The sequence below is a fragment of the Vibrio rotiferianus genome (assembly GCF_002214395.1).
GTDB classification, from domain to species: domain Bacteria; phylum Pseudomonadota; class Gammaproteobacteria; order Enterobacterales; family Vibrionaceae; genus Vibrio; species Vibrio rotiferianus.
The window spans coordinates 2915079-2940855 of sequence record NZ_CP018312.1 but is presented as its reverse complement, the minus strand read 5'-3'; the positions used below and the strand labels follow the sequence as shown (position 1 = coordinate 2940855).

Below are 25777 nucleotides of genomic sequence, written 5' to 3'. Positions count from 1 at the left end.
CTTAGCTTTCGGCTTTATGCAGTTTTTCCTGATAGCGAGCGATGAAGCCTGCACTCTGTTCTTCAAGAGTTTGAACCAAACGACGACCTTTACTGTGTACGATGGTGTACAGGAACAGTAGAGGAATTGCGACAACCAGACCAAGCATCGTAGTAACAAGTGCTTCTGAGATACCGCCAGCCATTAGCTTCGGATCACCTGTACCAAATAGTGTGATTGCTTGGAACGTACCGATCATACCCATAACCGTACCCAGTAGACCTAGAAGTGGTGCTACAGAAGCGAACAGTTTGATTGAGCTGATAAAGCGTTCAATGCTCGGTGCGTTACGTAGGATGATTTCGTCCAGTTTCGCTTCAAGATCTTCAAGGTTGTCACCTTTGTGCTCTTGGTAAGCTTGGATAACTTCACCCAGAGGGTTGCCAGGAATAACGGTGTCTGATTTCGCTTGCTTACGCATTTTGCCACCGATAACGAGTAGGCGTAGGTAACAAACGAGCGCAATCAATGCACCAACAGCACCCATAGCTAGGATTACGTAACCAACGATACCACCTTGGTCAATACGCTCCTGAACGGTAGGGCTTTGTACTAGTAGAGACAGAATCACACCACGAGATGGGTCGATAAACAGTGGTTCGTAAGTGCCGTCTGCCGCTTCAAAACCGCCAACTAGGCGAGTGATGTTCTTGCTCGGTTGACGTGATAGCTCTTCGAACTTACCAGTTTGAGGTACGTAAGTTACGTATTTGCCGTCTGCGATTGCGTTAAACTCACCCACTAGAGTGACGTCACGAACGGCTTCTTTACCTTCGCCGTATACGACTGTTGCAGGAGTCGTTGTTGTATCGCCAGAAGCAACAACTTGTTGCAAGATAGTGTGCCAGAATGCTTCAAGTTCTTGCGTAGAAGGCAGTTCTTTACTTTCTGCTAGTTTTGAAAGCAATGCGTCACGCTCTGGGAATTGAACCGCATTTTGTGAAGCCGCGAATAGACCTTTAAACTCACCCGCGTACTGACGAACGACGCCAAACATTTCGCCTAGCGTGCCAGAACGAACGCGCAGTGTTTCGGTTAGCTCAGTGAGTTGTTTGTCGTTTTCGTCAAACGTTGCTTTTAATTGGTCGCCAAGCGCTTGCTGCGATGCTAGCTCTTCACGAGCTTGTTGTAGCAAGGCCGCTTGTTGGTCACGATCTTTTTTAAATGCAGCTTCTCGAGCTTTGTTTTCTTTTGATTCAACGATACTCTCTGATTTTACGTTTTTCAGTAGTTCAGAAAGCGTTTGAGGTGTTTCAGCTTGAACACCAGAAATCATAAATAAGCTAGCAAGTAAACCAGCTGCTACAGTTTTGAATCCTTTCATTTCTTATTCCTCCCCAGCAAACACAGGCAATTTGATTAGCGCTGGTGGCGCTTGCTTCTTCGCGATGCGAAGGCCTTGCTGTACAGCGATACGGTAGTTTTCAGGTAGTGATTCCCATTGGCGGGTCTGTTGATTCCACATGCCTGTTTCACCGCCGTCCGGAGATTGGAATAGAAGCGCAGTACGACCGATACGTAGGAAGTCGTAAGTTACAGTCTCGCCGTTGCGTTCTAGGCTGGCTTTGTAAGATTCAATTGAGCGAGAGAAGCCTTCTTCGATTTGATACGCTTCCATCACCTTACGGAATTTTTCTGAAGTGGTAACGTCTGCGCGATCCATTAGGTCACGTAGTTCAGTTACACGTTTATTACGCTCTTCTTTTTGGAAAGGTAGATCAAGTGTCACGAATTCATCGAGAGCATCGATCATCTTAAGAGTCAGCGGTACAACTTCGGTTGCAGTCTGATCAATTTGAGCGATTTGGTTGTTTAATGAGTCCAGCTCTCCCTGCTGTGATTGAACCATGCGGTTAATCTGCTCATTGTAGACTTTCATGCTGTCGATTTGACGCAGAAGACCTTTGTATTCTGCCAGCATGCTTTCTGCACTTTCGGCGTAGTTATCGATTTTCTTTTGAGAAGCCTCAGAAGATTTTGTTGCTTTTGCTTGAGTTGCGACCACAGTTCCTGAGTCAGCAGCGAGTGCTGATCCACTTACCGTTAGAATCGCGGCAGTAATTGCACTTACGCCAAATTCCTTTAACGTCATAGTAGCATCCTTGTCAGTGTATAAAGTCAGTCGAATAGGGCGCAGGAAAAGTTCCTGCGCCAAAAGTTTTAATTAAAAGTTTTGAGAGTAGTTCAAGAAGAATACTCGGCCTTGAATGCTGTACAGCTCATCATTGTAAGTAACGCCGTCAGATTCAAATGCTGGATCTTCATCTGTTAGGTTACGTACACCTGCTGTTAGCTTCGCATCCCATGGTGCCATGTAGTTGTATGCTACGTTGAACGTAGTGTGGCTTGGGATTTTGCCTGTTTTGTTGTAGTTCTTGTCAACATCTTGTGCTTGAGACGCAATGTGGTCTGCTGAGAAGTAGATGTCATGGTCACTCAGTACGTTGAAACCAATACCTGTCTGGAAACGGTACTCAGGTAGGCCATTACGACCAACTTTGTTGTTTGTTGGACCGTCTACGTACTCAGGGCTGCTGTAATCAAGAACATAAGTACCAGCGAAGTCGTATCGAACTGTCGTTACATCAAAGTCATACAAGTAGTTCACTTTCAAATCGAGCCCTGATGTTTCGAGAGTACCGATGTTTGATAAAGGAACCGTTGCATGTGTAATGCTGCCGGCAGCGTCACGCGTAATGTTTGAGTTTGACTGGCCACTGCTACGTTCTTGGTCAATCATGCTTTGCAGCGTATTCATTACGATGGTGTCTTCAATACGGATGTTGTAGTAGTCCGCAGTTACAGATAGGTCTTCAATTGGTGAATAGCTAACACCAAAGTTAAATGATGTTGAAGTCTCTGCATCTAGCTCATCGTTTGAAGTACGCGTTGTTGTGTACTGTTTCTCTGGACAATCAGCATCAGAGATGCCTTGGTCTTCACAGTAAACATAATCTTTCGCGTAATCGTTAGACTCACTATCTGCACCGTATAGGTTACTTAGAGACGGAGCACGGAAGCCCATACCAGCACCAGCACGGAACATTAGGTTATCTAGTGGCTGGTAACGGAACGATGCTTTTGGAGACACAGCGCTACCAAAATCACTGTAATGGTCGTAACGCAGTGCTACGTTCATTTCTAGCTCATCAGTAAACGCTACCAATGATTCTGCGAAGAATGCGTATGTCTCACGGTCACCTGCAGCTGAGTTACCTGCACTACCGATGATATTACCCGCTTCACTTTGTGAATCGTATTGGTCAAAGTAACTGTACGTTGTTGCTTCAGCACCGATGTATACAGGGATAGTAATATCGCCAATTTCTGCGACATCAAACTGTAGGCCACCGTTTACCTGGTGCATTTCCATTTGAGATTCGCGAGCTGTTGTTGCTGCTAAATCTGCGGTGGCATCAGCACTAAACTCACCGTTTACAAATTTACCATCGTTTGCAAGCGCTTCTGCTGGTGTTCTCAGTACATAGCCAGTACCACGTTCGTTACTGTTCGAATAGTTCAGGTGGTATCCAGCTTCCCAGATAACTTCACCAAAACCATCGGTGTAGAAAGAGCCATCAAGACCCGCTTTCATATCCGCTTGGAAGTCAGTTACGTTTGTGTCACGAGTACCAACGTTGGTGAAACGATAGTAAACACTTGCAGGGCCTTTAGTTGGATCAAGGCCGTTTTCTGCGAAGAAATCAGCGCCGCCCGCAGTGTCTGGATCAATTTGGAAATAACCTGCTGCTGGAGCAAAACGACCAAAACTTTCGTTACGGCTCAATAGCATCTGTGCGTTGAACGTTGTGGTATCTGATAGGAAAATATTACCATTTACAAATACAGTGTTTCGTTCGAGAGAAGCAGTTTGCGCGGCTTCTGCTGTGTAATCATAGCCACACATTGGGCCAAGACCTGGGTATTCGGTAATACCAACAAAGCCTTTTGATGAATCACATTTTTCATCGGTTTCGTAGCCATTTAGAGGCTTAAGTTTGCCATCATGATATACGTTGCGGCCGTAGATACTAACACCAGACATGTCGAAGTAGTTTGATGAGCTAGTATTTTTTGAGCTCAGGTAATCACGATCTCGTAGGTAGATCTCACCTTTTGAATCATGCTCAAAAGAGAAATAAATATTACCTTTATCACCAGATGTACCCGTAACGATAGAGAAGTTTTGCTCGTCACCGCCTTCTTGTGATGGGATACCTGCACCCACAGTTACGTTAACGCCTTCAAACTCATCTTTTAAGATAACGTTTACTACACCAGCAACGGCATCTGAACCGTATACTGCAGAGCCACCGTCAGCCATTACTTCAACGCGCTCAACGATTGCTGCTGGGATTACGTTCAAGTTAGCGGCACCACCACCCATGGTTGCTGAACCAGGTAGTCGTTTGCCATTGATTAGAACAAGAGTACGAGATGCGCCTAAGCCACGTAGTGACATAGTTGCTTGACTCTGCCATGAGCTACCAGAGCTTTCACTGTATGAACCGAAAGAGTTGTATGAAGATTTACGTAGTACATCAGCGATAGAGATGTCACCAGCACGCTCAATTTCGGCGCGACCAATAACCGCTACTGGAGTGCTTCCTTCCATAGATGCACGTGTAAGACGTGAACCAGTAACTTTCATTTTCTGAAGTTTTTCAACTTGCTGCTCTTCTGCTTGTGCTGCAATAGGTGCCACTGCAACTGTACCTAGTGCGATGCTAATCGCAACAGACAAAGCGGTTGTGTTTTTATACATCCTTGTTGCTCCGTTTCCGTTTCTTATTATTTCCTGTGTCGGGTGCTTACCGACTTTTTATGACGTTAATATTTCGTTAACGCTAATGGCATGTATACCTGAGATGAAAAAAGGAAGTCAAACCAGTGGTAAAAGGAGATAAGTAAATGTAAAAAAGATGTAAAAACCTAAAGGTGACACAAATCACAGAATATTTTCCTGTGAGATCTTTATAAAACGAGATCAAATTTTAATAAAACACCGTATTTTGTGTTTCTTGTAAACAGTAATGTCTTATGTTGTCTATGGTTTTTAAGTGGGCTTTGAATGCTGGAAACTAGGGTATATGCAGCATATTGTTCTTATGCATTCATTTTATGGAATGGGCGACATGTTAACTCGATCGCAATGGGTGGTATCAAATTATGATACCCATTGTGATAAAAGGGCTCATTGATATTTTGACGTCAAATTAACCTTTGGTTTAAGTGTCTTAATAGTCACTGTTAGTGCATGTTTATGTAAGGTTTTCACTCTAAAGTGCCTAGATTGATATGCTGTATGAATGACTTTTGTGGTTTTTTATATTTTTTTACAAAAACATTTTCATTTTTCGACATTGAAGGAAGTTTGTCATGTTTTGGGCTCAAACACTTGAAGCGCGCGGAGTTTCAAGATAAATATGACGCTGAAATTGTTGCAGTAGTGGAAAAAACTAGTTATTGAAACTCAGGGAGTGCGTTTTAATAGCTTCAGTTGCTACGTTATCGAATTGCACCATTTTGGGCCGGAAACCTCCTCCCCGAACCCGCCTAACAATGGACAGTAGACATGGAGTAAGTTGTATATGCTGTCGTATTTTTTACGCCGATTAGCATTAGTGATTCCAACATTCTTGGGAATTACTATTCTAATTTTTGCTATCACTCGATTTGTACCCGGTGGCCCAGTTGAGCGAATGCTGTCTCAAATGCAGTCGCAGGGAGACGGTGCCGCGGCTATGACCTCTGCGGGGGGTAATACTGCACTTTCTGAGGATCAAATCGCTGAGCTGAATGCTTTTTACGGTCTAGATAAGCCTGTAACAGAGGCTTATATCGATTGGTTAAGCCGATTATTGGTTTTAGACTTCGGTGAATCAACCCGTTACTACGAACCTGTTTCAGACATGATCGCTGAGCGCCTGCCAGTCTCACTATTTTATGGTGGAATGACGTTTTTTATTAGTTACTTCATTTCAATTCCGCTCGGTTACTACAAAGCGTTGAAGCATGGTTCCGTGTTTGATTCCGCTTCTTCTATTCTTATCTTTGTTGGCTATGCCTTACCTGGCTATGTAGTTGGTGTTTTGCTGATTACGTTGTTCAGTTATCACCTAGAGTGGTTCCCAATGGGAGGCTTTGTCGGGGACGACTTTGACGACTATGAAACCTTCTTTGAGCGTGCTAAAGACATTATGTGGCATGCAGTGCTGCCTCTTATTTGTTACTTGATTGGTGATTTTGCAACGCTAACCATGACGATGAAGAATAACCTGATGGAAAACCTGTCGTCAGATTACATTCGTACTGCGATTGCCAAGGGCTTACCGTTTAAGAAAGCAGTACGCAAACACGCACTACGCAATAGCTTGATTCCTATCGCTTCTCACTTTGGTAACTCGTTATTGTTCTTTATGACCGGGGCATTCTTGATTGAAGTTATTTTCAATATCGATGGTATCGGATTGCTTGGTTATGAATCGATTATGGAGCGTGACTACCCAGTAGTAATGGGAATTGTCGCTATCAACGCGATGCTGCTTCTGATAGGTAACATCATCTCTGATATTTGTGTTGCTTTAGTCGACCCTCGTGTGAAGTTTGGAGCGTAATATGATTAAAGTTAGCCCATTAACTCAAAAGAAAATCCGCCACTTTAAAGATATAAAACGTGGTTACTGGTCATTTCTTATTTTATCGACCATGTTGGTTTTATCGCTGTTTGCGGAGTTGTTGATCAACAGCAAAGCATTGGTAGTAAAGTACGATGGTAGTTACTACTTCCCTGTTGTGAGCGATGTACGTTTGGGAAGTGATTTTGGACAAGCGTCCTCTAGCGAAGCGGATTACCGAGAACTACAGAAAGTATTTGCCGCGGAAGGCAGTGATAACTTCGTAATTCTACCTATCGTGCCTTGGAACCCATATGAGCAAGACTTCAGTGGTGACTTTCCTCCAACGGCGCCAAGTGCTGAAGACAAACACTATTTGGGTACCGATGTTATCGGCCGTGATATTTTAGCTCGACTAGTATATGGCTTCCGCACCGCAATGGGTTTCGCGCTACTAACGATGGCTATTTCTTATGCTATCGGTACCGCAGTTGGCTGTGCAATGGGTTTCTGGGGCGGAAAGTTTGACCTATTTGTTCAGCGTTTAATTGAAGTTTGGTCAATGGTGCCATTCCTGTATGTCATCATGATCTTAGTATCGATTGTTCAGCCTACCTTTACCTTATTCGTCGCCATTAACGTCCTATTTGGCTGGATGGGGATGACTTGGTACATGCGAACCATGACTTATAAAGAGTCTGCGCGTGAATACGTAATGGCGGCTCGTGCATTGGGGGCTTCAACTGGTCGTATTCTGTTTAACCACATTCTGCCAAACACGATGGTAATGATTGTGACGCTTGCACCATTTACTATCGCAGCAAACATCACCGCGCTAACGGCTCTGGACTACCTCGGCCTTGGCTTGATGCCACCAACTCCAAGTTGGGGCGAGCTGTTGCAGCAAGGTAAGTCGAATTTAGACTCGCCATGGATTGTTTCATCAGTTGTGGCTTCGATTGTACTGGTATTGGTCATGGTGACCTTTATTGGTGAAGCGATTCGAGCAGCGTTCGACCCGAAAAAATTCACACGCTATGTTTAAGCAAGCATTGTGAGCAAAACATAAAAAAGGGAAGTTTTATGAATAAATTATTTTTAGCGTCTACGCTGAGCGCCCTGAGTTTTGGTGCGATGTCAGAGACGCTTCCGACTGACTTAAACTGGCATACAAATTGGGATGCACCATTATATGCGTCTGAACAAGCGCAATTTGGTGGCACTTATCGTACCTTCATGTCTAGTTTCCCCCAGACACTTCGCAGTGTTGGCCCCGATTCTAACTCTGGTCTACGCGGATGGTTTGCCGATGATGCACCAAACTTAGTTCGAAAGCACCCAAACACGCTAGAGTGGATTCCTGACCTAGCTAATGAGTGGGCATTCGATGACGATAACAAGACTATCTATTTCAAGCTAAATCCAAAAGCTCAATGGTCTGATGGCAAGCCGGTTACTGCTGATGATTTTGTCTTCATGCTTAAGTTCTACCGCTCTAAAGACATCGTTGCACCATGGTATAACGAGTACTACACCAATGTGATCGCTGATGTCATCAAATACGATGACCACACTTTGGCTTTCGTTTCTGGCTCAGAGAAAAACCAAGAAGATCTGCTGTATACGCTTGGCTCTTTGACCCCCAGACCTGCGCATTTTTATGCCAATCCATCGAAAGATGAAAATGGCGACGGCATCGATGATAACTTTGTTCGCAAATACAACTTTAAGAGTGAGCCAACGACGTTTGCTTACTACCTAGATAAAGTCAAAAAAGGCAAAAGTGTTACTTTTAAGCACGTCGGAGAGGATTGGTGGGGTTACTCTAATCCATACTATAAGAATCGCTACAATGTAGAAAAAGTGCGCTTTACCGTGATCCGAGATGCAGATATCGCGATGAAGCACTTTGAAAAAGGTAAGCTTGATTCTTTTGGTTTAGTTAGGCCAATCCTTTGGCATGACAAGACCAAAACTGCGCCATACGAGAAAGGTTATATCACTAAATTCTGGGGTTACAATCAATATCCAGAAGGGGCTGGCGGCTTATGGCTGAATACCGCCAATCCAATGCTAAGCGACTTAAATGTGCGAAAAGGTGTCGCATTGGCGAGCGATTTTGATGGCATGATCGAAAAACTCACTCGTGGGGATTATGTTCGCAAACCGAATGCCTTAGGCGTAGGGCGCGGTGATTATGATTTGAAAGATGCGGTACCGCCAAAGTTTGAGCCTGAAAAAGCAGTGGAGTACTTTAAGGCGGCGGGATTTGACCAAATTGCTGAGGACGGCATCCGTGTCAACGATAAAGGTCAGCGCTTAAGCTTTGCCATCACGTATAGCTTTGCGGGTCATACACCGCGAATGTCATTTCTTAAAGAACAAGCCAAGTTAGCCGGGCTTGAGTACACATTGAACTTGGTGGACGGTTCATCGGCGTTTAAATACATCTTAGAGAAGAAGCACGAGGTGGCATTCTTAACGATGGGAACAGCAGAAGTTCCGGCATACTGGGAGTATTTCCATTCAGTGAATGCGAACAAACCGCAAACTAACAGCCATGCTAATTACAGTTCTCCAGAATTAGATGCACTTATTATGGATTTCAAACATGAGTTTGATATCGATAAAAAGCGCGCAATTTCTCGTCAAATCCAAACCATTATTAATGACGCTGCCGTGATTGTTCCTGGATATATGGTTCCATACACCCGCGAAGGTCATTGGCGTTGGATGAAGTATCCTGAGCAACCAATGACGAAACGAACAGCGATGCTTTTCCCTAATGCATTCTCTCCGGGTCTTGGTGTGTTCTGGATCGACAAAGAGATTAAGAAACAAACTGAAAAGGCGCTGAAGTCGGGTAAAACTTTTGAGCCGAGTGTGGTTGTTGACGACACTTATAAGCTGTAAGGATGTGTTATGGAAAACGATGTAATCCTAAGTGTTAAAGATCTAGAAGTAGAGTTCACGACCGACGATGGCCCGGTAAAGGTACTTCATGGTGTTAACTTTGATGTTCGTGCAGGTCGTACGCTTGGTTTGGTAGGTGAGTCGGGCAGTGGTAAGAGTGTGACCTCAATGTCCATCATGGGTCTGTTACCTAAGCCTTACGGTAATATCATTAATGGTGAGATTAACTATCGTGGCACTAATCTCGTGACGCTCCCAGCAGAAGAGATGTACGCCATGCGTGGTGACCGTATTTCGATCATTTTCCAAGATCCGATGACGGCACTGAACCCGGTGCATTCTATCGGTCGCCAGCTTTGTGAAGTGCTAGAACTGCATCGCCCAGAATTAGGGAAAAAAGAGCGGGAAGCTTATGCCATTGAAATGCTGGCGAAAGTTAAAATTCCAATGCCAGAAAAGCGCTTGAACGAGTACCCACATAACTTATCAGGTGGTATGCGTCAGCGTGTGATGATTGCGATGGCGTTGGCATGTAAGCCTGACATTTTGATTTGTGATGAACCAACTACTGCACTGGATGTAACCGTTCAAGCGTCTATCCTTGACTTAATGAATGAGCTTCAAGAAGAGACAGGCATGGCGATGATCTTCATTACCCACGATCTTGGTGTGGTTGCCGAAGTGTGTGATGACGTGGCGGTGATGTACGGTGGTCGTATTGTCGAAAAAGCGGAGATTTTTGAGCTATTTGATAATCCACAACACCCTTACACAGAGCGCTTGATGGGGTTGATGCCTAGTTTGGATAATGAACCAAAACAGATGATCGACATTAAGCCAATTGATGCCAGCATGTTTGCTAGCTAACAGGTGCAAAGTGAGCACGTCATAAAAGAGGATGTTATGGCTAAAGAAGTATTAAGAATTGAAGATCTTAAGCAGCACTTTGTATCTGGTAAAGGGCTGTTTAAGAAAGGCTACACCATTAAAGCGGTTGATGGTGTGTCATTATCAGTAGGCGAGGGGGAAACTCTTGGCCTAGTAGGCGAGTCTGGTTGTGGTAAAAGTACCTTGGGCCGCACGATTCTCAAGTTGTATGAGCCAACTGAGGGCAAGATTTTCTTTGAAGGCAAAGACATCACCAAGTTATCCGTAAAGCAGATGCGTTCTCTGCGTAAAGATATGCAGATCGTATTCCAAGACCCAATGGAATCACTTAATCAGCGTCATACAATTGGCATGATTCTCGAAGAGCCGTACGTGATACACAATGTGGGCACATCTGCAGAGCGTAAGCAGTGGGTTAAAGAGCTACTGGTTAAAGTAGGTCTGCCTGAAACCGCAGTAAACCGTTACCCACATGAATTCTCTGGTGGTCAGCGTCAGCGTATTGGTATCGCTCGTGCGATTGCCCTAAAGCCTAAACTGCTGATTTGTGATGAGTCGGTTTCAGCGTTGGATGTATCGGTCCAGGCGCAGATCTTGAACTTGCTACTGCAACTCCAGCAAGAGATGAACCTTGCAATCATCTTTATTTCCCATGACTTGTCTGTAGTGAAGCATGTGTCTGATAAAGTGGCAGTGATGTACTTTGGTAAAGTAGTAGAAGCCGGAAATGCGAAGGAGATCTACGCGAACCCTCAGAACGATTACACCAAAAAGCTTTTATCGGCGATTCCGATTACGCACCCGAAATACCGCAAGAAAAAGCGCTTAGCAGAAAAAAAGCAGCAAGTGGCGTAGCGCCATCTGCTGAGTAAAATTATCATCAAAAACGCTCCAGTTAGTTGGGGCGTTTTTATTATGAGCGTATTTTTATAGCGGGAGAACGCACGTGCCTTCAGCTTCTGTAAAATAGCGTGCTACACTGCAAACTTATTCCTTTGATTTTTTGGATAGTTGGCCATGCCGTCGCATTTACCTAAATCATTCAGTCGTCCATTTCTGAAACTTTTTCATCTGCTTGAAGCCGTTCTATTGGTTGCCATTACTTTGGCGACCGTGTGGGCGATGGTGGAAGAGTTTATCCATATTTATGTACAAAAGCGTGTTTCACTTGATGACATCTTATTGATGTTTATCTACCTCGAAGTGCTCGCCATGGTCGGGCAGTTTGTGATGAACGGTAAGATACCGGTTCGTTATCCAATTTACATTGCTATGATGGCCATTGCTCGTTACATCACGCTTGGCATGAAAGAACTCGACTCCGTGATGATCGTATGGCTTTCTTTAGCCGCGTTTATTCTGGCTGCGGCAACCTTGGTTATTCGAGTCGGTCATCATTATTGGCCGTATATCGATAATCAAACCGCCGAAAAAGACGAATAATGTTATTAAGCCTCGCTCAGTGCGAGGCTTAATTTTTTGTGTGAAGGGAAATCACCTCCAAATGGCATTGGGGTAAAAAAGTGTAAAGTCATCTCAAGCCATCTTGTTTCTTGTCTAATTGATGAGTATCTTCACACTAACCTTTTTACTTGTTCTGATGAGATATTGTGATGTTGGCGAAAAGCACATCGACAATTTATTTTCTGTTGAGTGTCTTGATTGCATTTGCGCTTTCAAGCGGTATCGCTCGTGCAGAAATATCATCAACAGTGAGCCACATCACGACGGCTGAGTCTCTGCATATTAGCTACTGTGACTTAACCTTTGGTTCAGCTAAACAGGACGAACCGGGTTGTTGTGAACCTGGCGGAACATGCTTTGAAAAGCAGTGTTGCTCCCATGGCCACGCATCGGGTACAGCTGTTGTTGAAACTCAGCCAAGATCTTATGAGGCTCCATTCCGAGATGAAATGGCGGTAAGTAAAGCCGCGCTCTACACCAGTGCAGACATGCACTCTCACTATCGTCCTCCGATAGCTTAATTCCTATCTCGCAGCGTATCGCTGCCAACAATGTTACTGCACGAATTGCCGTGTGAATTTGTTATGCGTGTGAATAGCTCTCTATTTGCACCATCCTGTGATGGGAATGAAAAATGAAAACTAATCCAATTGCTCGTAACGAGCACCTTGCTGCGCACCTGCCAAGCCTTATTATCAACCTAAAAGCGGGAGGTCGCCATGACGCATAAGCATTTACCGATCATCTTGTTTGTGTCTGTGTGTTTAATTTGGGGCACCACGTGGTTTGCGATGGAAGTGGCGGTGCAAACTATTCCGCCCATTTTTGCTACCGGACTGCGCTTTTTGATTGCAGCGCCGCTATTAATCATGTTGGCGAAACACCTCAATCAGCCTCTGTTCTTTCCTAAGGGAAAAGTATTTTGGATGTTCGTGGTCGCGATTTTCTATTTCGCGATTCCATTTACCTTGATGATTTTTGGCGAACAGTACATTTCATCAGGTCTTGCTTCGATCATCTTCGCCAATATGCCAATTGCAGTCATGGTGACATCGAGCTTGTTCCTTGGGCTTAGGTTACGTAAATCGCAGATTGCTGGTCTTTTGGTGGCGGTTCTGAGCTTAATTCTGATTCTGGCTAAAGAGATGAGTTTAGGTGGCGAGGATTATCTACTGGGCTTTCTCGCTTTAGGTGGGGCGGTCGCAATTCATTCGGTGATGTATGTGTTTGTCGAAAAGTTCTGCAAGGGCATTCCAGTACTGACTTACAACGCCTTTCCTAGCTTTGTCGCTTCCGTATTGTTGTTTATCACCTCACTGCTTGTTGAACGGCCAGACATTTCTCAGTTCTCGATGGATTCGATTACGGCGGTGATTTACCTTGGTATGTTTGCCAGCGTAGGTGGCATTGTGGCGTACTTTAAACTTGGACAGGTGTCGACGCCGTTTACTGCCTCGATTTGTTTTCTGTTTTTCCCGTTGATTGCGCTTAGCCTTTCAACATGGATTGCGGGTAACAGTTTGTCGTTGGTTTCTGTTGCCCTGCTGCTGCCATTACTTGGCGGTATTTTTGTAACGAAAGCCGAGCCTGCTTTCTGGCAGCGCTTTCGCCTAAAACCTGCTGAGAAAAAGCCTGTGCTATGTGAGCATTGTATGAAGAATCTCAATGCCTAACACAGACTAAAGTTTATTAAAAAAGCCCTGCAATGCAGGGCTTTAGAAGATAAATCGAAAGGTTTATTATTCGATGTTCTGGATCTGTTCACGCATTTGCTCAATCAGAACTTTTAGTTCAACACCTGATGCGGTGATGTCTGTGCTGATAGATTTCGACGCTAGCGTGTTAGATTCGCGGTTGAATTCTTGCATCATGAAATCTAGACGACGGCCTACTGCGCCACCTTTCTTCAGGATGTTTGTGGTTTCTTTTACGTGAGAATCTAGACGGTCTAGCTCTTCCGCTACGTCTGATTTTTGTGCCAGAAGGATCAGCTCTTGCTCAACGCGAGATGGGTCTAGCTCAACTTTTGCGTCTTCAAATTTTGAGAACAGACGCTCACGTTGCCATTCTAGGATTTCAGGCATGCGTGCACGAACTTTTACCACTTCAGCTGTGATCGCTTCGAGACGTTGCTCGATCAGCGCTTTCATGTTGTCGCCTTCACGGCCACGCGCTTCAATGAACTCACTAATTGCTTCATCAAATGCAGCAAGCAGTTCTTTGTTTACCTCATCCATGTTCTGCTCTGGCGTCTCCATCACGCCTGGCCATTGCATTACTTGGAATGGGTTGATGCGGCTTAGTTCGCCCGTCATGTGCATGACTTGTTCTGCCGCTTTGATCACTTGGTTTGCCAGTGCTTCGTTGATGCTAAGTTCCGCTTTTGCGGCTGGGTTTGCTTCAAAGCGTAGGCTACATTCTACTTTACCGCGTGCTAGGCGCTTACGAAAACGCTCACGCAGTACAGGCTCAAGAGCGCGGAATTGTTCTGGCATGCGGAAGTAAGTTTCTAGGTAGCGTTGGTTCACACTGCGGATTTCCCACACTGCGCTACCCCAATCGCCTTTTACCTCTTTGCGCGCATACGCTGTCATACTGTAAATCATCGAATTTTCCTGTCTTCTAATTTGCTGAAAATTACCCCGCAATAGTAGCACAGCCAGAGAGTTGTGGCTGTGCTATTCTGTGTAGAGATTGTCCAGATAGCTTTATTTAATCGATTCCGCTATAATCTGCGCCCAACCAAATCGTCTTCTCCTCATTACTTAAGGTAGATGCCCATGCGTCCAAACGATCGCAAGGCGGACCAAGTTCGCCCAATCAAAATTACTCGTAACTACACAGCTTACGCTGAAGGCTCTGTGTTAGTTGAATTTGGTAACACCAAAGTGTTGTGTAATGCGACCGTTGAAGAATCTGTGCCTCGTTGGCTAAAAGGTCAAGGTAAAGGCTGGGTAACCGCTGAATATGGCATGCTACCTCGTGCGACTCACTCGCGTACTCGTCGTGAAGCTGCGAACGGTAAGCAAGGTGGCCGTACAATGGAAATCCAACGCTTGATTGCACGCAGCCTACGCGCAGTGGTTGATCTACAAGCGATGGGTGAGTTTATGATCACGGTTGACTGTGATGTTATCCAAGCAGACGGTGGTACTCGTACAGCATCTATCAGCGGCGCAAGCGTTGCTCTAGCGGATGCGTTCCAACACCTAGTGGATAGCGGCAAGCTAAAAGCAAACCCAATGAAAGGCCACGTAGCGGCAGTTTCCGTTGGTTTGCTAGGTGATGATGTTCTGTGTGACCTTGAGTACGTTGAAGATTCAGCGGCAGACACAGACATGAACGTCGTAATGACGGAAGAAGGCAAGATGATTGAAATTCAGGGCACCGCAGAAGGTGAACCGTTCAGTCATGAGCAGCTGATGGCTCTGTTAGAGTCGGCGAAAGTCGGCATTACGGAAATTGTCGCAGCGCAGAAGGCGGCGTTAGCCAATTGATTTAGATAGCTCCCATTATGGGGGCTATTTTTTTATCTCGACAACAGAGAAATGAATGATTGTCGAGAAGAGACACAAGAAACCAAGGATATAGAGAGAAAATAATGAAAGCATACCAGCGTGAATTTATTGAGTTTGCACTTGAGAAAGAAGTTCTTAAGTTTGGTGAGTTTACTTTGAAATCTGGCCGTAAAAGCCCGTACTTCTTTAACGCTGGTCTTTTCAATACTGGTCGTGATCTAGCGCGTCTTGGTCGTTTTTACGCAGCAGCACTTGCAGATTCAGGCATTGAGTTTGATGTACTGTTTGGCCCTGCGTACAAAGGTATCCCAATCGCGACTACAACAGCAGTAGCGCTAGCGGATCACCACGATATCGACACGCCTTACTGCTTTAACCGTAAAGAAGCAAAAGACCACGGTGAAGGCGGTAACCTTGTAGGCTCGGCGCTTGAAGGTCGTATCATGCTGGTAGATGACGTAATCACAGCAGGCACCGCAATTCGCGAATCAATGGAAATCATCCAAGCAAACGGTGCAGACCTAGCGGGTGTGTTGGTTGCGATTGACCGCCAAGAGAAAGGAAAGGGCGAGTTATCAGCGATTCAAGAAGTGGAACGCGACTTTGGTTGTGCAATCATTTCAATCGTGAGCCTGACTGACCTTGTGACTTTCCTTGAAGAGAAAGGTACAGACAAAGAGCACCTAGAAGCAGTAAAAGCGTACCGCGCGGAATACGGCATTTAATTCTGAATTTGAAAAGCGAGATTTCCTATCACGTTCGTTCCTCACTGTAGGAAATGACGTTAATGAGATTGCTCATTGGTAATCGTCATTTTCAAGAGGAAGAACGACGAATTGGGAGTCTGGTTTTGCCAAAAAGCAAAAGGGGCTGGTGGATATCCATCAGCCCCTTTTTAATCTGTCGACGTCGCCTATTTGTAGCGAATGCCTTTCGGCGTGCTTTCATCAGGCATTGTTTTATAGCGTTTGTGTAGCCACATCCATTGCTCTGGTGCACGCAGAATCACTTCTTCTACAAACTTGTTCATATAGGCCGCTGCGGCAACTTCGTCCTTTTTCGGGTAATCGGCTTCAATGCACTTATCAGCAATGATTTCATATTTGCCATCTTCATTACGGAAACCAGAACCCGGAATAATTGAACATTTAGACGTGTAAGCCAGAATGCTGGTACCAGTTGTAGTACATGCATCTTCGACTGCGAAGAAAGGCACAAACACTGACTTGTTACGACCGTAATCGTGGTCTGGTAAGTAGAACAAACGTTCACCGCTACGCAGCACACGAATCATCTGCTTAACGTCTTTACGGTCAATCAGTTTATTGCCATTGTGCGTACGTCCCCAATACTGAATAAAGTTGTAGGCTGGATTGTCGTGTGGACGGAATGCACCGTACCCTGCAACACCTAATACCGCAAAAGCACGAGCAGTGATTTCTAAGTTCAGTGCGTGAACGCAGCATAGTAAGACACCTTTTCCATCTGCCGCTTTTGCACGTAGCGCAGCAAGGTCCTTTTCAACGATCAGGTTTTTGAAACGCCATGTTGGCCAAAACCAAGTAATGCCAGTTTCAATCAATGCCATGCCGGTATTTTTGAAGTTTTCTTCAACGATGGATTGAATTTCTTCTGCTGTTTTATCTGGGAAGGCTAACTCTAAGTTTCGCTTGGCGATATGGACTCGCTTTTGACCATAACGCATACCGATATGACCAAGAGTTTGGCCTAGTGACAGCAATAAGCGGTATGGGAGGAGATTGACCACAATGGCTAAAGCGCCAAACCCGAGCCAAACTCCCCAATTACGAGGGTGGAGAAGGGAAAAAGAAAACTCGGGTTTCGTGTATTTTTCTTTACTCATAGTCTCTACTTTATTTGTGCACTAAGAAGAGCCCAATATTCGTCAAAATTCGCGGTAGGTTGGTATTTGAAATCACTGCGAACAAAGCGGTTTAGGCTACCTTCAACTTGTCCAAGGATTTGAGCGGCTAGAATGCGTTCTTCGACTGGGAAGGATTTGCCCTCACGGATCTTACGTTCACGCAGGATCTGACGAAGTTGTGTTTCAATACGCTCAAACAGTTGGTTGATACGTTCACGTAGGCGCTCATTTTCAAACATTAAAGCATGGCCAGAAAGAATACGTGTCAGGCCAGGGTTACGTTCTGAGAATGCTAAAATAAGGTGCATCACCATGCGAATGCGCTCTAGCGTATCCTTCTCATCATCCAAAATGCGGTTGATTCGAGTCATCAAAGCTTCTTCAATGAATTCAATCAAACCTTCAAACATGCGAGCTTTACTAGGGAAGTGGCGGTAAAGCGCGGCTTCTGACACCCCGACTTGTTTCGCCAATTTTGCCGTAGTAATGCGTGAAGCGCCTTCTGTAGATTCAAGCATCTGTGCGAGTGCTTGCAAGATTTCTTCACGACGATTGGATTTTTTACTGCCGGCCATTTAGTTACTTCCTTTCAAAATACAAAGTTGAGCGGAGGGGATTATAAGACGCTATTTGGCATCACACTAGACCAGCGAGGGTGTAATGGGAGCTTTAACACCCTCACTTGTCATCTTTGTACCAAATTTGTGCCAGTTTTTGATGAAAACAGAATGGTGTTTCGAGCCGTTATGGCATCAACTCGAACATTTTTTCCAAAATTCTAAAGCTTAGGGCTTCTTTGGATTCCAATGCTAATGCCTGTTCACCTTGTGGCCAGAATAAAGTAATGGCGTTGTAGTTGCTGTTAAACCCTTGACCTTCGACTGAAACATCGTTGGCGCAAATCATATCAAGGTTCTTTTTCACCAGTTTGCCACGTGCGTACGTCTCAACGTCATTCGTTTCGGCAGCGAACCCCACCGTAAATGGGCGTTGTTCGGTCATCGCTGCAACGGCCGCAACAATATCAGGGTTTTTGACCATTTTGATGGTCATCTGATCATTGTTTTCGGTCTTTTTCAACTTTTGAGACGCGACATCTTCAGGGCGATAATCGGCTACGGCTGCACAACTAATAAAGGCATCATGCTTTGCCGCGTGAGCCATTACTGTATCGTGCATCTCTTGTGCGCTAGCCGCATTAATTCGCACTACTCCGACTGGCGTGCTCAAGCTTACTGGACCGCTGACAAGTGTCACGTTAGCGCCCAATTGTGCAGCAGCATTCGCCAACGCAAACCCCATTTTGCCTGAGCTATGGTTAGAGATGTAACGCACTGGGTCAATGGCTTCTCGGGTTGGACCCGCAGTGATCAGAATCGACTTATCAGCTAACAGTTTTGGTTGGAAAAACTGTTCACACAGATGGACAAGTTGCATTGGTTCTAGCATTCGACCTGGGCCTACATCGCCACATGCTTGTTCGCCTGCCGCCGGACCCCAAATGTGCATACCGCGGCGTGCTAGGGTCGCGATGTTTTCTTGGGTGGCGATGTTGCGGTACATCTGCTGATTCATTGCTGGAGATACCGCGATTGGTGAATCTGTCGCAAGTACGAGCGTAGTCAGTAAATCGTTACCCATGCCAGCCGACATACGTGCAATCAAGTCGGCAGTCGCAGGAGCAAGAAGAACCAAATCTGCCCATTTTGCCAGTTCAATGTGACCCATCGATGCTTCTGCTGCTGGGTCTAACAAGCTATCCGATACTGGACGGCCAGAAACAGCCTGCATGGTTAATGGAGTGATGAACTCCTTCGCCGCTTTGGTCATCACTACTTGAACTTGCGCGCCTCTTTCTATTAGGCGACGGGTTAGCTCCGCACATTTATACGCGGCAATACCGCCACTGATGCCGAGTAGAATTTTCTTTCCTGCTAGTGTTTGCATGTGAGATCTCCAATTTTTCTGGCGATGAGTTTAGCACAAGTGAATCTTTCGTCGCCCAGGCAAATCTGTCCAGAAGCTAATCCACATCAAACAACAGAATAATAGTGACCGGACGTTATATAAAAGTTTTGTTTACTTCACAGACAATTCTCGTGTGCTCGGCAAGATAGAGAGAAAAGAACGATAACAAGGTAGTGGAAAATAAAAATGGTATTGAAAAGTAGAAGTAAATTGCTGCTGGTCACTCTGATCCCTTTGCTATTGATCACCACATTGATCTCTGTGGTGTACTACATCAACAGCAGTAATAGCTTAGAGGCAGAGTTAGCTCGAGATAGACAGGAGTTAATAGACAGCCGTAAGAAAGAACTACAAGCCTATATGATGATGGGGGTGACGGCGATAAAACCGCTTTACGATGCGGATGTGAATGGCAGCAACAAAGAAGCGGCAAAAGAAATCCTCAAAGCAATGCGCTTTGAGAGTGATGGCTATTTCTTTGCTTACGATTCTAAAGGGGTGAACACGCTGCATGCGATTAAACCATCTTTGGAAGGCAAAAACCTTATTGGCTTGAAAGATGAAAATGGTGTCGCAGTCATTGGAGGGTTGATTGACGCCTCTAAAAATGGCGATGGTTTCCTGTACTTCTCTTGGCATAAACCGTCAATTGATGCACAGGCTCCAAAGCTTGGCTATGCAGAGTATTTATCAAAATGGGATTGGGTACTGGGAACAGGGATTTATATTGATGATATCGATCAGCAAGTGGCCATGCAGCGTGAATTGCGGACACAAGAGCTGAATGAGCATACGTTGTCGGCAGTTACGATCTCAGTTATTGGTTTGATCATCACAAGTATTCTAACCAGTATCGCTGTGACTAAAGGTATTCAACCTTTACAACACATAGCGACATCACTGAAAGATGTTGCTGCTGGTGGAGGGGACCTAACAGCACGTCTGAAAATCGAAAGCAAAGATGAAGTAGGTGAAGTCGCGACGGCGTTTAATGAGTTCATGGATAAGCTTCACCCGCTTATGCAGGATATTCATCGTTCTGCCACCACGGTGCAAACCGTATCGGGTGAACTTGATCAGCAAACATCTCAAGCGAGTGGGCAGATGCAAAATCACTGCTTAGAAACGGAAAAGGTAGTGACGGCTGTGACGCAGATGAGCATGACCGCGAAAGAGGTCGCGACCAATACGAATGCGACGGCGCAGGCGATCGATGATGCCAATGTTCAGGTGACGGAAGCGCAGCGTGAAGTTGATCAAGCCATTGATGGTATCAGCAAGTTGGTCGAAGAAGTGAATAGTACGTCTGAAGCGATTTCTGAATTAAGCCAACAAACTGAGCAAATCACCAAGGTGCTGGATGTGATTGGTGAGATTGCAGAGCAGACCAACTTATTGGCTTTGAATGCCGCTATTGAAGCAGCACGAGCGGGTGAACAAGGCCGTGGTTTTGCTGTGGTTGCAGATGAAGTACGTTCACTGGCGAGTCGAACACAGAACAGCACTCATGAAATTGGCGATATGCTTAAGCAGTTGCAAAGTGGTGTCTCTAGAGCGGTAACGACGATGGCGGCTAGCCAAGAGCGAGGAGTAAAGACGGTAGAGGAGTCATCGCTGATCCAGCAGTCGTTATCTGATGTGCATCATTCCATCGGTACTATTCGTGACATGGGGATTCAAACGGCTTCAGCTGCAGAAGAGCAAAGTGCTGTGGCTGAAGACATTAATCAGAATTTGGTGGCGATACAGCAAATTGTGAATCGAATTAATGATACATTGCAGAACTCAGAGCATATTAGTACCAAGTTATCTCGATCAGGATCTGAAATGCACGATCTTGTAGGGCATTTCAAACTCTGATTGATCTCTTTATTACATAGAAAAGTAGTGGCTAACGAAAAAAGCGAAAGTCGGCTTCGGCTTTCGCTTTTTATTTAGTGCAATAGGGGCAGTTTAACGAACAGGTCCCATTGATGATACTTAAAACCTTGCCCAGTGAATCGATGCCAAGAGAGAAACTGCTGCGCAGAGGGCCACAAGCATTGAGCGATGCAGAGCTACTGGCTATCTTCCTTCGTACTGGCACGCAAGGAATGAATGTCATTGAGCTGGCAGATTTTCTCATTCAAGATTTTGGTTCGCTGCGCCAGTTATTTTCAGCTTCAGAGCAAGAGTTCTGCCAACATAAAGGGTTAGGACAAGCTAAATACGTTCAATTACAAGCTGTTCTGGAAATGACGCAACGCTATTTAGCAGAAACACTAAAGCGTGGTGACGCATTAACCAGCCCAGAGCAAACTAAACTTTATCTTTCTTCTATATTAAGAGATCGCCAAAGAGAGGCTTTTTACATTCTTTTCCTAGATAACCAACATCGGGTAATAAAAGATGAGATTTTATTCGAAGGAACACTCGATGCAGCCTCGGTTTATCCAAGAGAAGTAGTCAAACGCGCCTTGCACCACAACGCCGCTGCATTGATTTTGGCTCACAACCACCCGTCAGGTGTGGCGGAACCTAGCCAAGCAGATAGAAGGATTACCCGGCGTTTAATCGACGCTTTAGCGCTGGTGGATATTCGAATTTTGGACCATTTCGTTATCGGTGATGGTGAAAGCGTTTCTTTTGCAGAAAGAGGGTGGATATAACTGTGCATTTTTTAGGTTGTTAGTTGCTAAAAATCTGCTATCATCCTCGCCACTAAATTTTTAACTGAATTCAGCTTGGACTGCTAGAAAAAACCTGCTGTCTAAAAAAAGATCACGAAAACCTGTAAAAAGGATCTGTTCGGGTCTTGAGCAATGCATATCAAGTTAGTATAATGCGCGACCTTTGATAGCCTTGTATGGATTTTCCATAGCGGTTCTTAACCTCTAACTTCTTTCCAAGAAATAGAGAGGTTCGGCCACCAAGGTTGATATCGAGCTGAAACGATTTTGGAGAAGACATTCATGTCACGAGTATGCCAAGTAACTGGTAAGCGTCCAGTAACGGGTAACAACCGTTCACACGCACGAAATGCTACTAAGCGTCGTTTTCTGCCGAACCTACAAACTCATCGTTTCTGGGTAGAGAGCGAAAAACGTTTTGTTAAACTACGCCTTACTGCAAAAGGTATGCGCATCATCGACAAGAAAGGTATCGATACTGTTCTTGCTGATATTCGTGCACGTGGCGAAAACGTTTAAGAGGAAATAGGCAATGGCAAAGAAAGGCGTTCGTGAGAAAATCCGTCTAGTATCTTCAGCAGGTACTGGCCACTTCTACACAACTGATAAGAACAAGCGTAACATGCCAGGCAAATTTGAGATCAAGAAATTTGATCCAGTTGTACGCCAGCACGTTATGTACAAAGAAGCGAAAATCAAGTAATTGATTGAGTCTCTTTGACGATTAAAAAAACCCAGCTCTCGAGCTGGGTTTTTTATTATAAGCAGTAGTTATTAGGAGCTGAACTAATATGCATTTTGGATTTAAAGCCTTGCAGTTCGTGATACTGGTACTTCTAGCGTTAATGCTGACCATCGCTTTGGGGTATGAAGTTAAAGCTGATGGTTTGATTCTGTTATCAATTACCATCGCATTTTTAAAGAACTACCGAGTTGGGCAGTGGTTATTTGGTGCTTTCGTCATCATCGCCGCTTGTTACATTCCCGTCTCATGGAATTATGGTTACCCAAACCTCACAATTACCTCTTCTCTTATTGAAACCAACCCATCAGAAGCTTTCGAGTTTTTTAATGACCTAGAGATTAAAACGCTGGTCATTGCGGCTATTTTTGCCTTTTTTGGTTTCTTCATGTTCAAGTTTGTTCCGCCGCTAAGAGGCCGGAAAACATCAGCGGTTTGCTTAATCTTATTCTCATTTCTCTTGTTGAGTAAGCCAGTAAGAACCATTATCGACCGTAACGTTAATGCCAATTACACCCACGCACTGCTGTCTTACATGCGTTACCCGCCGGTACGATTCTTCTTTGATTGGTATGATTCTTACGACAAGTACTACCAATACAATGCGGAAATAATGGCTCAGAAAGAAGTGCCGTCATCTTGGGTGATTACCAAGAAGCCAACTTCCGCGAAGAATACAATCTTTATTATTGGTGAAAGTGTTCGCAAAGATTATATGAACGCTTATGGTCTACCACTCCAAAACACACCGTTTATGTCGAGTGCGCAAGGACAGGTGTGGACGGAGTTTTTATCACCGGGCCCCAATACATTCACTTCGGTGATGCGCTACGTGACGATGAATGATGGTATTAATGTTGAGTTGAACAACAACATTAATACGCTGGCTGAAAAAGCTGGGGTTGAAACGTTCTGGATCTCTAACCAAGGTCGTATGGGCCAGTTTGATACTGGGATCAGTGCGATAGCTAACTATGCTGAGCATGTTTCGTTTACGCGCAGTGGAAGCTTTAGAGATTCTAATGTTTATGACTCAACGCTTCTACCAAGAGTTCAACAAGCACTAACTGCGAATGAGAAATCCAAGCTAATCGTGGTGCATTTGATTGGCTCTCATCCACGTTTTTGTGACCGTATTGAAGGAGAAGTTGAATTCGATTTTAATGGCGACAAGATATCTTGCTATATAGAGTCGATTAAACAGACCGACCAGTTAATCCAACGTATCGATGAGATGGCGAAACAACAGCCGATTCCTTACAATTTGGTTTATGTGTCAGATCATGGTTTAGGACATCGGGATGATGGACAAAACCTACGTCATGATCCTTCAGTGAAAGCGGCTTACGAAGTACCGCTATTTTTCACAGGCTCTGAGTTTACGGCAAGGGAAGTTATTGATTATCCTCGCAACGGATTTACTATGGTGAAAGCCATTTCTGAAATGATGGGAGTCTCTAGTCAGCGTTTGGATGCTCTACCATCTTTCTTCTCTTCGCATGCTGATGAGCCAGAAGTGAATAATGGTGAAGGTGAGTTAATCAAATTCAACACGCTTAACGATGATCCTATTCAATCATGAATGAAAGGTGATTAAGAAGAACCAGCAGTTACATCATTGAGAGTCGCTGCTGGTTAAGCGCCCAAGAAGTGAGGTAACGGTATGCCACGCAGAGTTCAGCGACGTCGACGTTGGAATAACATTCTAATCTTGGGCATTATTGCCTTCATGGTGATTCTCAATGCACCCAACTGGATCAAAACCTACCTTATCGATGAGCAAGTCGATCTTTATCCGAACTTACTGCGCTCTGATCATGAAGTGAGTGCTATCTATTTTGCTGGCTGGGAAGTCGAGAAGCAAAATGGTCAGTGGCAATCGAACATCAAGGCCCATATCCCCGTACAAGAAATCATCACTCGCTGGCAATCATTAGAGGGAACTGAGCTTACCTCTGAACAATATGAGCAGTTAAAGCCGCGTCTTTCTTCTCCTGAGAGCATTGAAGTTTGGTACCAAGGATTGGAAGAACCACAGCGAATCACTTTTTATCGCCTCAACGACTTTTGGCTATTTTACAATTGGCAAGATAAGTGGATAGCCATTTCTGTAGACGGCAGCTACATCATGCCAAAGTAAAGGCAGGATAGAATAACCCTTTGTTAAAGCTGTGTTTGTAGTGATGCTTTTCTATTATGCTAATCGCTCATTAATGTAGAGCTTAGTGCTGTTAAGGAGAATCAAATGCCTGAATTACCCGAAGTTGAAGTTAGCCGAATGGGGATTAGTCCGCATATGCTTGGGCAAACAATCAAGGCATTTGTGTTCCGGACCCCGAAACTGCGCTGGGATATTCCTCAAGAACTTAAAAAGCTAGAGGGGCAGGTGATTCGCAATATCAGTCGCCGCGCAAAGTACCTATTGATTGAAACGGATGAGGGTAGCGCGATTGTTCACTTAGGAATGTCGGGATCATTGCGCGTGTTAGATGCTGATTTTCCGGCTGGTAAACATGATCATGTCGACCTTAAGTTACTCAATGGCAAGATATTACGCTATAACGACCCTCGACGTTTTGGGGCATGGCTGTGGAGCGCTCCCAATGAGTCACATGCGGTATTAGATAATATGGGGCAAGAGCCTTTAACGGAAGAGTTCAATGCGGATTACGTGGCGGAGAAAGCCCAAAGTAAGCGTGTTGCGGTTAAGCAGTTCATTATGGACAATAAAGTGGTGGTGGGGGTAGGTAATATTTACGCCAACGAGTCTTTGTTTAAGTCTCATATCCACCCAATTCGCCCTGCTGGCAAGTTAACCCAAGAGGAGTGGCAGCGTTTAGTAAAAAACATCAAGCTGACACTCGAGGTGGCGATAAACCAAGGTGGCACTACGTTAAAAGACTTCGCTCAAGCTGATGGTAAGCCAGGATATTTTGCGCAAGAGCTTCAAGTTTATGGTAAAGAGGGAGAGCCATGTCCTGAATGTGGTACGATTATCGAAACCGTAAAAATAGGGCAAAGAAATACGTTTTTCTGTCCTCAGTGTCAGCAGTAATCCTCTTAGAGAAATAGAT

At 44.8% G+C, this 25777-nt stretch carries 24 protein-coding genes; 17 read left to right on the top strand and 7 right to left on the bottom strand.

The annotated features are described in order from the left end of the window. Position 1: 1 nt before the first annotated feature. The 3 genes from BSZ04_RS22785 to BSZ04_RS22775 all read right to left on the bottom strand — a co-directional run bounded on the left by BSZ04_RS22785 (position 2) and on the right by BSZ04_RS22775 (position 4804). Positions 2-1363 carry a MotA/TolQ/ExbB proton channel family protein gene (locus BSZ04_RS22785; RefSeq protein ID WP_088881461.1) on the bottom strand — a complete coding sequence of 454 codons (1362 nt, stop codon included), beginning with the start codon at positions 1361-1363 and terminating at the stop codon, positions 2-4. A 3-nt stretch (positions 1364-1366) separates the two neighbouring features. Continuing rightward, entirely contained in the window at positions 1367-2131 is a 765-nt protein-coding gene (locus tag BSZ04_RS22780) for a DUF3450 domain-containing protein (RefSeq protein WP_088881460.1), read from the bottom strand. Between the two features lie 72 nt (positions 2132-2203). Continuing rightward, positions 2204-4804: a TonB-dependent receptor plug domain-containing protein gene (locus BSZ04_RS22775; protein ID WP_088881459.1), complete on the bottom strand. Its 2601-nt coding sequence runs from the start codon at positions 4802-4804 to the stop codon at positions 2204-2206. A gap of 826 nt (positions 4805-5630) precedes the next feature. Here BSZ04_RS22775 and BSZ04_RS22770 point away from each other — a divergent pair. The 8 genes from BSZ04_RS22770 to BSZ04_RS22735 all read left to right on the top strand — a co-directional run bounded on the left by BSZ04_RS22770 (position 5631) and on the right by BSZ04_RS22735 (position 13594). Continuing rightward, positions 5631-6656 carry an ABC transporter permease subunit gene (locus tag BSZ04_RS22770; RefSeq protein WP_010445060.1) on the top strand — a complete coding sequence of 342 codons (1026 nt, stop codon included), beginning with the start codon at positions 5631-5633 and terminating at the stop codon, positions 6654-6656. Position 6657: 1 nt separating this feature from the next. Further along, positions 6658-7701 (top strand): ABC transporter permease, encoded by a 1044-nt coding sequence (locus tag BSZ04_RS22765; protein ID WP_010445061.1) that lies wholly within the window; start codon positions 6658-6660, stop codon positions 7699-7701. Positions 7702-7739: 38 nt separating this feature from the next. After that, positions 7740-9569, top strand: coding sequence for an extracellular solute-binding protein (locus BSZ04_RS22760; protein WP_088881458.1), 1830 nt, complete (start codon positions 7740-7742; stop codon positions 9567-9569). A 9-nt stretch (positions 9570-9578) separates the two neighbouring features. Continuing rightward, positions 9579-10436, top strand: a complete 858-nt coding sequence (locus BSZ04_RS22755) for an ABC transporter ATP-binding protein (RefSeq protein ID WP_010445063.1) — start codon at positions 9579-9581, stop codon at positions 10434-10436. A 36-nt stretch (positions 10437-10472) separates the two neighbouring features. Beyond that, a complete protein-coding gene (locus BSZ04_RS22750; RefSeq protein WP_010445064.1) occupies positions 10473-11312 on the top strand; it encodes an ABC transporter ATP-binding protein in 840 nt (279 codons plus the stop codon). 162 nt (positions 11313-11474) lie between these two features. Then, on the top strand, positions 11475-11900 hold the full coding sequence (locus BSZ04_RS22745) for a phosphate-starvation-inducible protein PsiE (protein ID WP_010445065.1): 426 nt from the start codon (positions 11475-11477) through the stop codon (positions 11898-11900). 170 nt (positions 11901-12070) lie between these two features. Then, on the top strand, positions 12071-12442 hold the full coding sequence (locus tag BSZ04_RS22740) for a hypothetical protein (RefSeq protein WP_050910382.1): 372 nt from the start codon (positions 12071-12073) through the stop codon (positions 12440-12442). A gap of 198 nt (positions 12443-12640) precedes the next feature. Beyond that, a complete protein-coding gene (locus BSZ04_RS22735; RefSeq protein ID WP_088881457.1) occupies positions 12641-13594 on the top strand; it encodes a DMT family transporter in 954 nt (317 codons plus the stop codon). 66 nt (positions 13595-13660) lie between these two features. Here BSZ04_RS22735 and BSZ04_RS22730 read toward each other — a convergent pair whose 3' ends face one another. After that, on the bottom strand, positions 13661-14527 hold the full coding sequence (locus BSZ04_RS22730; RefSeq protein ID WP_088881456.1) for a YicC/YloC family endoribonuclease: 867 nt from the start codon (positions 14525-14527) through the stop codon (positions 13661-13663). Positions 14528-14701: 174 nt separating this feature from the next. On the opposite strand from BSZ04_RS22730, the gene rph reads away from it, so the two are divergent. Both rph and pyrE read left to right on the top strand, forming a co-directional pair. Next, on the top strand, positions 14702-15418 hold the full coding sequence (gene rph / locus BSZ04_RS22725; RefSeq protein WP_038883426.1) for a ribonuclease PH: 717 nt from the start codon (positions 14702-14704) through the stop codon (positions 15416-15418). Positions 15419-15522: 104 nt separating this feature from the next. Next, entirely contained in the window at positions 15523-16164 is a 642-nt protein-coding gene (gene pyrE, locus BSZ04_RS22720) for an orotate phosphoribosyltransferase (protein WP_005379384.1), read from the top strand. Between the two features lie 188 nt (positions 16165-16352). On the opposite strand, the gene BSZ04_RS22715 is transcribed toward pyrE, so the two are convergent. The 3 genes from BSZ04_RS22715 to coaBC form a co-directional block, all read right to left on the bottom strand. After that, on the bottom strand, positions 16353-17303 hold the full coding sequence (locus BSZ04_RS22715; RefSeq protein WP_088881455.1) for a Kdo(2)-lipid IV(A) acyltransferase: 951 nt from the start codon (positions 17301-17303) through the stop codon (positions 16353-16355). Positions 17304-17308: 5 nt separating this feature from the next. Beyond that, positions 17309-17899, bottom strand: coding sequence for a nucleoid occlusion factor SlmA (gene slmA, locus BSZ04_RS22710; RefSeq protein ID WP_043046348.1), 591 nt, complete (start codon positions 17897-17899; stop codon positions 17309-17311). Between the two features lie 169 nt (positions 17900-18068). Continuing rightward, positions 18069-19271 carry a bifunctional phosphopantothenoylcysteine decarboxylase/phosphopantothenate--cysteine ligase CoaBC gene (gene coaBC / locus BSZ04_RS22705; protein ID WP_088881454.1) on the bottom strand — a complete coding sequence of 401 codons (1203 nt, stop codon included), beginning with the start codon at positions 19269-19271 and terminating at the stop codon, positions 18069-18071. 207 nt (positions 19272-19478) lie between these two features. Between coaBC and BSZ04_RS22700 the strand changes: the two genes are divergently transcribed. The 7 genes from BSZ04_RS22700 to mutM all read left to right on the top strand — a co-directional run bounded on the left by BSZ04_RS22700 (position 19479) and on the right by mutM (position 25758). Further along, entirely contained in the window at positions 19479-21152 is a 1674-nt protein-coding gene (locus BSZ04_RS22700) for a methyl-accepting chemotaxis protein (protein ID WP_088881453.1), read from the top strand. A gap of 113 nt (positions 21153-21265) precedes the next feature. Next, the gene (gene radC / locus BSZ04_RS22695; protein ID WP_088881452.1) at positions 21266-21940 is read left to right on the top strand and encodes a RadC family protein; all 675 of its coding nucleotides are present in this window, start codon (positions 21266-21268) and stop codon (positions 21938-21940) included. A gap of 303 nt (positions 21941-22243) precedes the next feature. Beyond that, positions 22244-22480 (top strand): 50S ribosomal protein L28, encoded by a 237-nt coding sequence (gene rpmB / locus BSZ04_RS22690; RefSeq protein WP_005467944.1) that lies wholly within the window; start codon positions 22244-22246, stop codon positions 22478-22480. A 13-nt stretch (positions 22481-22493) separates the two neighbouring features. Then, positions 22494-22664: a 50S ribosomal protein L33 gene (gene rpmG, locus BSZ04_RS22685; RefSeq protein WP_004410866.1), complete on the top strand. Its 171-nt coding sequence runs from the start codon at positions 22494-22496 to the stop codon at positions 22662-22664. A gap of 88 nt (positions 22665-22752) precedes the next feature. After that, on the top strand, positions 22753-24285 hold the full coding sequence (locus BSZ04_RS22680; protein ID WP_088881451.1) for a phosphoethanolamine transferase: 1533 nt from the start codon (positions 22753-22755) through the stop codon (positions 24283-24285). A gap of 81 nt (positions 24286-24366) precedes the next feature. After that, on the top strand, positions 24367-24843 hold the full coding sequence (locus tag BSZ04_RS22675) for a hypothetical protein (protein WP_088881450.1): 477 nt from the start codon (positions 24367-24369) through the stop codon (positions 24841-24843). Positions 24844-24948: 105 nt separating this feature from the next. Next, positions 24949-25758: a bifunctional DNA-formamidopyrimidine glycosylase/DNA-(apurinic or apyrimidinic site) lyase gene (mutM, locus tag BSZ04_RS22670; protein WP_088881449.1), complete on the top strand. Its 810-nt coding sequence runs from the start codon at positions 24949-24951 to the stop codon at positions 25756-25758. The last annotated feature ends 19 nt before the right edge of the window (positions 25759-25777 follow it).

Bases quoted from the DNA above. Each gene is read 5' to 3' on its own strand.
- coaBC (WP_088881454.1), bottom strand. From the start codon at position 19,271: ATGCAAACACTAGCAGGAAAGAAAATTCTACTCGGCATCAGTGGCGGT.
- BSZ04_RS22735 (WP_088881457.1), top strand. From the start codon at position 12,641: ATGACGCATAAGCATTTACCGATCATCTTGTTTGTGTCTGTGTGTTTA.
- BSZ04_RS22715 (WP_088881455.1), bottom strand. From the start codon at position 17,303: ATGAGTAAAGAAAAATACACGAAACCCGAGTTTTCTTTTTCCCTTCTC.
- radC (WP_088881452.1), top strand. From the start codon at position 21,266: ATGATACTTAAAACCTTGCCCAGTGAATCGATGCCAAGAGAGAAACTG.
- BSZ04_RS22745 (WP_010445065.1), top strand. From the start codon at position 11,475: ATGCCGTCGCATTTACCTAAATCATTCAGTCGTCCATTTCTGAAACTT.
- BSZ04_RS22740 (WP_050910382.1), top strand. From the start codon at position 12,071: ATGTTGGCGAAAAGCACATCGACAATTTATTTTCTGTTGAGTGTCTTG.
- BSZ04_RS22775 (WP_088881459.1), bottom strand. From the start codon at position 4,804: ATGTATAAAAACACAACCGCTTTGTCTGTTGCGATTAGCATCGCACTA.
- mutM (WP_088881449.1), top strand. From the start codon at position 24,949: ATGCCTGAATTACCCGAAGTTGAAGTTAGCCGAATGGGGATTAGTCCG.
- rpmB (WP_005467944.1), top strand. From the start codon at position 22,244: ATGTCACGAGTATGCCAAGTAACTGGTAAGCGTCCAGTAACGGGTAAC.
- BSZ04_RS22755 (WP_010445063.1), top strand. From the start codon at position 9,579: ATGGAAAACGATGTAATCCTAAGTGTTAAAGATCTAGAAGTAGAGTTC.
- BSZ04_RS22765 (WP_010445061.1), top strand. From the start codon at position 6,658: ATGATTAAAGTTAGCCCATTAACTCAAAAGAAAATCCGCCACTTTAAA.
- pyrE (WP_005379384.1), top strand. From the start codon at position 15,523: ATGAAAGCATACCAGCGTGAATTTATTGAGTTTGCACTTGAGAAAGAA.
- BSZ04_RS22675 (WP_088881450.1), top strand. From the start codon at position 24,367: ATGCCACGCAGAGTTCAGCGACGTCGACGTTGGAATAACATTCTAATC.
- BSZ04_RS22750 (WP_010445064.1), top strand. From the start codon at position 10,473: ATGGCTAAAGAAGTATTAAGAATTGAAGATCTTAAGCAGCACTTTGTA.
- BSZ04_RS22680 (WP_088881451.1), top strand. From the start codon at position 22,753: ATGCATTTTGGATTTAAAGCCTTGCAGTTCGTGATACTGGTACTTCTA.
- slmA (WP_043046348.1), bottom strand. From the start codon at position 17,899: ATGGCCGGCAGTAAAAAATCCAATCGTCGTGAAGAAATCTTGCAAGCA.
- BSZ04_RS22760 (WP_088881458.1), top strand. From the start codon at position 7,740: ATGAATAAATTATTTTTAGCGTCTACGCTGAGCGCCCTGAGTTTTGGT.
- BSZ04_RS22770 (WP_010445060.1), top strand. From the start codon at position 5,631: ATGCTGTCGTATTTTTTACGCCGATTAGCATTAGTGATTCCAACATTC.
- rph (WP_038883426.1), top strand. From the start codon at position 14,702: ATGCGTCCAAACGATCGCAAGGCGGACCAAGTTCGCCCAATCAAAATT.
- BSZ04_RS22780 (WP_088881460.1), bottom strand. From the start codon at position 2,131: ATGACGTTAAAGGAATTTGGCGTAAGTGCAATTACTGCCGCGATTCTA.
- BSZ04_RS22730 (WP_088881456.1), bottom strand. From the start codon at position 14,527: ATGATTTACAGTATGACAGCGTATGCGCGCAAAGAGGTAAAAGGCGAT.
- BSZ04_RS22785 (WP_088881461.1), bottom strand. From the start codon at position 1,363: ATGAAAGGATTCAAAACTGTAGCAGCTGGTTTACTTGCTAGCTTATTT.
- BSZ04_RS22700 (WP_088881453.1), top strand. From the start codon at position 19,479: ATGGTATTGAAAAGTAGAAGTAAATTGCTGCTGGTCACTCTGATCCCT.
- rpmG (WP_004410866.1), top strand. From the start codon at position 22,494: ATGGCAAAGAAAGGCGTTCGTGAGAAAATCCGTCTAGTATCTTCAGCA.